Annotated in this window: 8 protein-coding genes; 4 read left to right on the forward strand and 4 right to left on the reverse strand. The window is 38.2% G+C overall.

The annotated features are described in order from the left end of the window. The 4 genes from Q0625_RS08905 to Q0625_RS08920 are packed head-to-tail and all read left to right on the forward strand — an operon-like array spanning position 1 to position 4,050. Positions 1 to 183 (forward strand): CAL67264 family membrane protein, encoded by a 183-nt coding sequence (locus Q0625_RS08905; RefSeq protein WP_298826046.1) that lies wholly within the window; start codon positions 1 to 3, stop codon positions 181 to 183. Positions 184 to 206: 23 nt separating this feature from the next. Beyond that, positions 207 to 1,793: an NADP-dependent glyceraldehyde-3-phosphate dehydrogenase gene (locus Q0625_RS08910; RefSeq protein WP_298826050.1), complete on the forward strand. Its 1,587-nt coding sequence runs from the start codon at positions 207 to 209 to the stop codon at positions 1,791 to 1,793. A 27-nt stretch (positions 1,794 to 1,820) separates the two neighbouring features. After that, on the forward strand, positions 1,821 to 2,009 hold the full coding sequence (locus Q0625_RS08915; RefSeq protein WP_298826053.1) for a membrane or secreted protein: 189 nt from the start codon (positions 1,821 to 1,823) through the stop codon (positions 2,007 to 2,009). A gap of 52 nt (positions 2,010 to 2,061) precedes the next feature. Next, on the forward strand, positions 2,062 to 4,050 hold the full coding sequence (locus Q0625_RS08920; protein WP_298826055.1) for a ComEC/Rec2 family competence protein: 1,989 nt from the start codon (positions 2,062 to 2,064) through the stop codon (positions 4,048 to 4,050). On the opposite strand, the gene Q0625_RS08925 is transcribed toward Q0625_RS08920, so the two are convergent. From Q0625_RS08925 to Q0625_RS08940, 4 genes are all read right to left on the reverse strand, one after another. Next, entirely contained in the window at positions 4,027 to 4,977 is a 951-nt protein-coding gene (locus Q0625_RS08925; RefSeq protein ID WP_298826058.1) for a nitronate monooxygenase, read from the reverse strand. The two genes, Q0625_RS08920 and Q0625_RS08925, sit on opposite strands and share 24 nt — an antisense overlap. A gap of 86 nt (positions 4,978 to 5,063) precedes the next feature. After that, positions 5,064 to 6,809 carry a thiamine pyrophosphate-dependent enzyme gene (locus tag Q0625_RS08930; RefSeq protein ID WP_298826061.1) on the reverse strand — a complete coding sequence of 582 codons (1,746 nt, stop codon included), beginning with the start codon at positions 6,807 to 6,809 and terminating at the stop codon, positions 5,064 to 5,066. A 454-nt stretch (positions 6,810 to 7,263) separates the two neighbouring features. After that, the gene (locus Q0625_RS08935) at positions 7,264 to 8,559 is read right to left on the reverse strand and encodes an MFS transporter (RefSeq protein ID WP_298826064.1); all 1,296 of its coding nucleotides are present in this window, start codon (positions 8,557 to 8,559) and stop codon (positions 7,264 to 7,266) included. A 202-nt stretch (positions 8,560 to 8,761) separates the two neighbouring features. Continuing rightward, positions 8,762 to 9,057, reverse strand: a 296-nt coding sequence (locus Q0625_RS08940) for a gliding motility-associated C-terminal domain-containing protein (RefSeq protein WP_298826067.1), incomplete at its 5' end; no start/stop codon positions are given.

Genomic DNA, 9,057 nt, shown 5'->3' on the forward strand with positions numbered 1-9,057 from the left:
ATGGGTTTAAATAAAAATTCTGTTTTAGGATATGCCACTCTCATTATGATCCTATTTGGGTTAATCCTCATAGGATTAGGAATATTTCGCTATGAAGATATTGCAGGCTGGGGATTTGCTTCTACTGGAGTAGGTTTTCTAGCTATTGCTTGGGTATTCGATGCGCTAAAAGGCAGAGTATAAAAAAACAACTTAACTATAAAATAATGAACGAATTTCAACCTATACCCAAAGCTTATATATGTAATCCTTTACATAATAGGACTTACCTCATAAATGGGGAACTGAGGGAATGGAATGGCTCTTGTGATGAAGTATATTCTACTATTTCCTCCACAGAACAGTATGCCCCTACCTTAGTAGGTAGTGTACCCCACCTGACTGAAAAAGAGGCTCTAGAAGCTCTAGAAGCTGCAGGGGAAGCCTATGGAAAAGGTAATGGGCTATGGGCTACTATGCGAGTGAAAGATCGTGCAGAGATATTAGAGCGCTTTACCAAAGAGATACAACACAAGCGCGATGAGGTAGTACATCTGATGATGTGGGAAATAGGCAAAACAATTCTTGAATGCCAAAAGGAATTTGACCGAACCATAGAATACCTATATAATACCTTAGAGGAATATAAGAAATTAGACCGCGATAGCGCTCATTTCCAGAAAAAAGATGGTATCTATGCCCATATTCGTCGTGGTCCTCTAGGGATTGTACTCTGTTTGGGACCTTATAACTATCCTCTTAATGAATCATTTGCACTACTGATTCCTGCACTGCTCATGGGAAATACAGTAATCTACAAACCACCCAAATATGGTGTACTGCTTATTACCCCTCTATTGGAAGCCTTTAGAGATTGTTTTCCTAAGGGTGTAATCAATATTGTCTTTGGGCGTGGGAGAGAAATTGCCTCCCCTATTATGGAAACTGGCCGTATAGATGTTTTAGCACTCATAGGTAATAGTCGCTCAGCTATAGCCCTACAAGACAAACACCCTCATAAGAATCGTTTGCGCTTGGTACTAGGCTTAGAAGCTAAAAATCCTGCTATTGTACTACCCGATGCGGATATAGATCTTGCAGTAAAGGAATGTGTTACAGGAGCTCTTACTTTCAATGGACAACGTTGTACCGCGTTAAAGATACTTTATGTTCATGAAGATATTAAGGATACTTTTTTAGCCAAATTCACCGAGGAAGTAGACAAACTCCCCTTTGGAAATCCTTGGGAGATGAATGTAAAACTGACTCCCCTACCCGATCCTGATAAACCTCAATATATCCAAGACCTCATAGACGATGCCTTGCAGAAAGGTGCTAAGATTCTCAATAAGAAGGGTGGTGAGCGTTGTGAGAACTTTATCTTCCCTGCGGTGCTTGCTCCTGTTACCCCCGATATGCGGGTTTATCAGGAAGAGCAATTTGGTCCTGTGGTACCTATACGCTTCTTTACCAATATTGATGAGGTAAGGGAAGAGATTGCTGACTCTCACTATGGTCAACAGGTAAGTATCTTTGGGCATGACGTCTATACACTAGCACCACTGATTGATGCTATGGTAAATCTTGTATGCAGGGTCAATCTCAATAGCCTATGCCAACGTGGTCCTGATGTTTTTCCTTTCACAGGTCGCAAAGATTCGGCAGTGAGTACTCTCAGTGTATATGATGCCCTTCGTTCGTTCTCCATACGCACTTTTGTGGCTTCCAAGGATAACCCTTATAATAATGAGATCCTTGAAAACTTACTAAAGACGGGAACATCCAATTTCATTAGTACCTCTTATATACTATAGGATTTTAATTTTTTTAATATACATCATATGAAATTATTTGTCATCGTATTGATTATTTTAAGCCTATGCATCATAGGCATGGCAATAAAAATATGGGGCAAAAAAGGTGGTAAATTCTCAGGAACTTGCGCCAGCCAAAGCCCTTATTTGAACCCAGAAGGGACTCCTTGCAGTTTTTGTGGAAAGCTCCCTGATGAGGCTGATTGTAAAAAATAACATCCACTAAAGTCAGTTATCCTATAAGGTAACTGACTTTTTCGTATATTGTATGAAACCCACACCCTTTAATTTCCCCCTTTGTATCATCCTTTTGGGTATGATTCTTGGTATTGTTTTCCAAGATTTACTCCATGGGATAGGACTTTTTATCAGTCTGTTGCTGTGTGGTCTAGCTATTTTAGGTATCTATTTTTGTCATTTTAGGATCAAAAAATTCCAAAGAGAAATCATTTTTTTAGCAGGCATTAGCTTGGGAATTTTAACTTACAATGTACATTATGAACCCAACAGAAGTTTTCATTATCTGCATAAGCTTAGTCCCAATAAGGAATATAGCCTATTAGGAACTATAGAACACATCAAGGGAAGACAAGTTATTGTATCTGTCCTCCCCTCTGAAAGAGAAGATTACAAAGAAAAAATTGCTCTCTACTTAAAAGATACCCTTGGAGAGAATACTCTAGGACATACTATTCTTTTTCACAGCAAACTTTCTCCTATTACCCCTCCTCAAAATATTTATCAGTTTGATTACAAACAATATTTGGAGCACCAAGGGGTATTTTGGCAAGGGTTTCCTATGGCTTATGAAATTAAGTATCATCCCTGTTTTTCTCCCTTGATAAAGGCTAAACAACTACAAGGCTACTTAGCTGCTAGTCTCTCCCACTACCCTTTTTCTAAAGAAACTGTGGGAGTACTTAAGGCCTTAGTTTTGGGAGTTCGTTCGGATATCACTCCTGAGCTCTATCAACAATACATCAATGCAGGTGCTGTTCATATTTTAGCTATTTCGGGACTTCACATTGGTATTATTACCTACTTATTAACTCTTTTTATCTCCTTTATAATCCCTGCAAAAAGAAAAGGTATAAAAATAGCCTTCATCTTAGCTTTTTTGCTTACTTATGCGGCTATTACAGGATTATCAGCTTCAGTATTGAGAGCTGTGGTAATGTTTGGTTGTTATAGTATTGCTTATTTAGTAGGAAGTAGAAGAGCCAGATATGATAGTTTGCTCCTCTCAGCCTTCATACTATTGTTATGTAAACCTACTTTTCTCTTTGAAGTAGGTTTTCAACTAAGCTATATGGCTGTACTCTCCATAGTATTATTTCTTCCCTTAGGAGAAAGATACCGATTTGAAAACAAATTTCTAAACTTTTTTTGGGACATCATCAAAATGAGTATAGCCGCACAGATAGGTGTGCTCCCTCTCTCCTTGTACTATTTCCACGAATTTGCAGGACTGTTTCTAGTTACCAATGTTTTGATTTTACCCTTCTTAGGAATTATCTTATCGGTAGGAATAGGCATTGTATTTTTAGCCAATATACAGCTACTTCCTCACTGGCTTGTTATCAGTTATGATTTTGCGCTATCTCTGATGAATAAAATCATAGAATATATAGCCTCAGTAGAGCGTATGGTCATACGCGAAGTGTATTTTGACGCTATCAGTCTATGGCTGTGTTACTTAGCCTTAGCATGGATAATCATATATATGAAAATCAAAAAAGTAAAGTTTGTATATTATTTCTTTTTGACAATATTGTCTTTACAAACTTATTCCTTTTATATCAAATATGAAAACACAAAGACAGAACAACTCATTGTATTTCATCAATATAAGAAAACAATTATCGCTCTACAACAAGGTAAAGAAGCTACTTTTTATCTTTCTGACACAGTGGCAATACCACAACAACTTATCAAAAATTTTCGAACTCAACATCAAGTAAAGACTATCCATTGTAAGGCTATTAAGAATATACTACCTTTCAAAGATGACTTTCTCACCATTATTGATGACACATTCTATTTGGATACTTCCTACCCAACTCATTACCTGTTGCTCAGAAACAACCCAAAAATTCATTTAGAGAAATTTTTGAGTAATATCCGCCCTAAAATACTCATTGCTGACGGAAGTAATCGTCCTTTTATCGTAGAAAAGTGGAAACACACCTGTCAAAAATTACAAATTCCTTTTTATTATACAAAAGACCATGAGCTAATTTATCAATTGGTTCATTAGCGAGTTGGTTTGTTGAAATTCTTCTAATACTTCCTCAAAGATCTCTTTTACTGTCTTTATATCTTGTATAAGACTACTTACTTGACCTATTTCTAATTCACCTTCCTGAAGATCTCCTTCATACATACCCAATTTGGTACGCCCCTTACCTAATAGCTGTTTAAGATTTTCGGGGGTAGCTTCTCTTTGCTGATAAAGAGCTTCTAACTGCTCATAGAAAGCATTCTTTAGCAAACGTACTGGAGAAAGTTCTTTAAGAGTTAACACCGTATCACCCTCTTTAGCTTTGAGTACCTCTTGTTTGAAAAGAGAGTGTACAGTAGCCTCCTCTGTAGCAATAAAGCGACTACCCATTTGCACCCCTTCTGCTCCGAGTGCCATAGTAGCATACATTGCCCTACCTGTGGCAATTCCTCCTGCTGCAATCACAGGAATAGTTACTTTTCGGCATACCTCAGGCACCAATACCAAAGTAGTAGTCTCCTCTCGTCCATTATGTCCACCTGCTTCAAAGCCCTCGGCGACTACGGCATCTACCCAAGCTGCTTGAGCTTTGAGAGCAAACTTACTACTACTGACCACATGTACCACTTTTATTCCTTTCTCATGGAGTTTCTCTGTCCAAAGGGCTGGGTTTCCTGCCGAGGTAAAGACCACAGAAACTCCTTCCTCCATAATAACCTCCATCGTTTGAGCACTATTGGCATACATGATAGGCACATTTACCCCAAAAGGTTTATCTGTATGTATTTTACACTGTCTGATTTGAGTACGTAACTCCTCTGCTGACATAGAACCAGAGCCCAGCAGCCCCAATCCACCTGCATTACTTACTGCTGTCACTAACTGCCATTGACTCGCCCATATCATTCCTCCTTGAATGATTGGATATTCTATACCTAATAATTTTGTTATTCTTGTTTTCAATTGTTAATTATTAATTGTTATAGCAGAAAAAGTAGGAATAATTTTTTCTTACCCCTACTTTTTCATTAGTCACTCGTTATTTGTCACTATAAAATGTCTTTAATATGCTTTATGCTATTAGCTATACTTTCTTTGGCTTCGGAAAAATCACCTTGTCCTATTTTCTTCATGACATTGGTAGCGAATCCTTTCATTTGTTCAAAAGTAATGTGAGGCGGCATGGCTAAGGTATCACGATTGGTATAGATATTCACCAAGGTAGGTCCCTCATGCTCAAAAGCAGCTTTTACAGTGGCTTCCAGTTCTTCTGTTTTATGTACCTCATAGCCCTTGATATTCATTAGGTCAGCTATTTTGTCAAAAGGAGGATTGACCATATTGGTTTGCCAATCCAAATAACCAGAAACTTCCATTTCAAGTTTGACCATGGCAAGTGAACGGTTATTGAACACAAATATCTTTACAGGGTACTGGTATTGCATTAGCGTAGCCAAGTCACCCAAAAGCATAGAGAGTCCGCCATCACCACACATAGCCACTACTTGTCTTCCTGGTGAGGAAGCCGCTGCCCCAATGGCCATAGGCAGTGCATTGGCCATAGAACCATGATTGAAAGAACCTGTGAGGTAGCGCTTGCCTGTACCTTTGACAAAACGTGCTGCCCAAACCACATTCATTCCTGTATCTACGGTAAAAATAGCGTCCTTAGCTGCATATTTGTCTAAAAGTTTAGCAGCATATTCGGGGTCTATCTGATCTTCTTCTGTCTTTCTCTTTGTATAATCGTCCAAAGACTTCTCAAGTGCTACATACTCCTTGTGGATATTTTTAAGGAAGCTATCATCATTACGAGGGGTAAGTTTAGGTAATAATGCGGCAATTGTATCTTTTACATCACCAGCAAAACCATAATCTACTTTGGCACGGCGACCAATAATATCAGGGCGCTGATCTATTTGAACAATGACATTTTTCTTAGGTAAGAACTCTGCATAAGGAAAGTCAGTACCTAACATAATAAGGATATCAGACTCGGCACAAGCATCATAACCAGATCGATGTCCCAAGAGTCCATTCATACCTGCTATATAAGGACTATCGGTACGGTCAAAGAATATTTTTCCTCGGAAAGAAGCTACAATAGGTGCTTTGAGTGTTTCTGCAAGTTGTTCTACTTCACTTACAGCATATTGGCAACCATGTCCACAATAAAGAGTTATCTTCTTGTGCTTGGTGTCATTCAATACAGCGGCCAACTTATCTAGCTCACTATCGGAAGGGCGTACAACGGGTTTAGTCAAAAAGGTCTGTGTAGCGGTAGGCACCTCTTCCAAATCAGCTCCTGCCACATCACCAGGTAAGCCTAATACACTTACTCCTTTTTCATTGATTGCTGTCTGTATAGCACGCTGCATCATGGTAGTAAACTGCTTAGGTGTATTGGCTACATATACATATTTGCTACAATCTTGGAATAAAAGAAAAGGATTGGTTTCTTGGAACCAGTGTGTACCAAACTTCTGTGTTGCACAAGTACTGGCTATGGCAATGACAGGATTACCTGCACGATTAGCATCATAGAGCCCATTGATCAGGTGTACATGTCCTGGGCCTGAACTTCCCATACAGCAGCCTATGCCATTAAGTTCGGCATCCATGGAGGCTGCATAAGCTGCGGATTCTTCGTGGCGTAAGTGTATCCATTCGAGGCGACCATCGCGACGAATGGCATCATTTACAGGGTTGAGACTATCCCCTGTAATGGCATAGACTCTTTTTACACCTGCTTGTACTAACATTTCAACCAATTGGTCAGATACATTTTTACTCATAATAGGTATTTTTAATCTTTTAATTTATCTAATCAGACGACAAAAGTACATCTTTTATTTTTCTATCTTGCTTTTTTAAGAACAAATAACAAATCCGTAGCCAGTGATAAGTAAAAAGTGAAAAATATTACAGAATTACTCCATGATAATACGAGTCACATACTCGCACGAGCAAAGTAGACTGATATTAGGTCTCTGAGCACTGACTTATGAATACTAACCACTGAATATGGTGCAAAATTATAACATTTCAAGTAGCAAAGTCAAGTAAAAAATAGATGAGATGTAAGAATTTATGTGGTAAAAAATGGCGTTAGGTATTTAAGAATTTTAGGGCTAAAAAATATAGTAATCAAGAGTTTAAACTCTTGATTACTAATAGTTTTACATCCTATATTGTTGTGTTCTGCAAGTTTATACCAGCAGTGGGATTTACATCATTTCTTGTTTGTCATTAATCATTAACTACTATATCTTTATTCACATTTTTGCTACCAATAAGAGCATAATATAGAATATAAGCAAGTCCTAAGATGACGATCCAATAACTCTGTACATAACCAAAGATATCAGCTACATAGCTCTGAAGTGTGGACAAGATACCTCCTCCACATACCATAACCATAAAAATGCCAGAGGCTGCAGCAGTGTACTTACCTAACCCTTCCGTAGCCAAATTAAAGATACCTCCCCACATCACTGAAGTACAAAGTCCACAGAGGGTAAGAAGCATCACTGTAACAGGCACTTCTGCTAAGCCAAAAGATATATTTTTATTAAATACAGGCATATTTACCAATATATCAGTGGGTAAGAATATAGCCAAGAGTACAAAGAACAATCCTAAAGAAGCTACAAAAGAAAGCATCACCTTACTGGAGAATTTAGCTCCCAAAGCACCTCCTATGAATCGACCTACAAACATAAGGAACCAATAAGTACCCACCACAGAACCTGCCGTAGTAGCATCGATACCCAAGCCTCCCTTATCTACTTTTGCTGTCATAAAATAGTTTTCTATCCCTGGAATACCTACTTCCACCCCTACATATACAAAAATAGCTATGATCCCAAAGACAAAGTGTCTGAAAGACATAGCACTGTGAGGATCTTTTGCTTTATCCTCTACTTTCTTTACAATATGAGGTTCCGGAATCTGCATCATGGAAAGCACAATAAATACCAAAGCAAAGGTACCCATGGCCAAGTATAAAGCAGGATTGGCCTTGTCTATAGAGGCTTTCTCTATATTTTCTCCTATAAGATAGCCTACAAAGACAGGCACTATAGTACCTCCCATAGAATTAAGCGCTCCACCAAACTGTAGCAACTGGTTCCCTCTCTTGCCTTCCCCTCCTAAGGTATTAAGCATAGGGTTCACCACTACATTGAGCATACACATAGAAAAACCTGCCACAAAGGCCCCCGTGAGGTATATGGCAAAACTTTCCATAGCTCCTGATAGGAAGATAATACACACTCCTACAAAACCAACTGTTACAGCTGTTAATGCAGTTTTCTTATACCCCATTCGCTGTAACATCTGCCCTGCGGGAATCCCCATGAAAGCATACGCAATGAAATTGGCCAAGGTTCCCAATTGTGCCTGAAAATTACTAGCACCAAATTGGCTTTTTACGATGACTCCCATAGGACTCTGTAAATTGGTGACGAAAGCTATCATAAAGAATAGTGCAAACATCATTACAATAGGGAGTAGATAACTTTTGTTTTGCTGATTTTGTTCCATTTTCTTCTTGATTTGTTAGGTACAAAGTTATGAAATTATCTCCTATTTTCAAATAATTTTCCTAATTATTTTTCTCAAAAGTCAAACGAATACATAAAGTTTAGACATGTGAGCAGATAAAAGTAAAAGGTAAAAAGTAACGGTATAATTTTTACCTAATTACTTTTTACCTTTTAACCTTAAAGGATTTTTTACCTTTTACCTAATATTTGAGGTAGAGCCAACCTTTCTCAGTATGAGACTGATCATTGGAGTCTTCGTACTCTAAGACATAGTAGTAAGTACCTTGTGGAAGCTTACTATCTGCACTTATGGTAACACGACCATTAGAATGACCATCAAATGGCTGATTATTGGTATAACCATCTTTTTCATAGACAAGCACTCCCCAACGGTTGAATATCTTCAGATTATTCTTAGGATAGTACTCTATACCATCTATTTTGAAATAGTCATTGTGTCCATCTCCATCAGCTGATACCCCATTGTAGATTGTAA

Origin of the sequence: uncultured Capnocytophaga sp., assembly GCF_938029845.1 — a bacterium.
Taxonomy (GTDB): Bacteria; Bacteroidota; Bacteroidia; order Flavobacteriales; family Flavobacteriaceae; genus Capnocytophaga.

Excerpts from the sequence above, each read along its gene's own strand:
- Q0625_RS08930 (WP_298826061.1), bottom strand. The coding sequence starts at position 6,809 with ATGAGTAAAAATGTATCTGACCAATTGGTTGAAATGTTAGTACAAGCA.
- Q0625_RS08920 (WP_298826055.1), top strand. The coding sequence starts at position 2,062 with ATGAAACCCACACCCTTTAATTTCCCCCTTTGTATCATCCTTTTGGGT.
- Q0625_RS08905 (WP_298826046.1), top strand. The coding sequence starts at position 1 with ATGGGTTTAAATAAAAATTCTGTTTTAGGATATGCCACTCTCATTATG.
- Q0625_RS08915 (WP_298826053.1), top strand. The coding sequence starts at position 1,821 with ATGAAATTATTTGTCATCGTATTGATTATTTTAAGCCTATGCATCATA.
- Q0625_RS08935 (WP_298826064.1), bottom strand. The coding sequence starts at position 8,559 with ATGGAACAAAATCAGCAAAACAAAAGTTATCTACTCCCTATTGTAATG.
- Q0625_RS08910 (WP_298826050.1), top strand. The coding sequence starts at position 207 with ATGAACGAATTTCAACCTATACCCAAAGCTTATATATGTAATCCTTTA.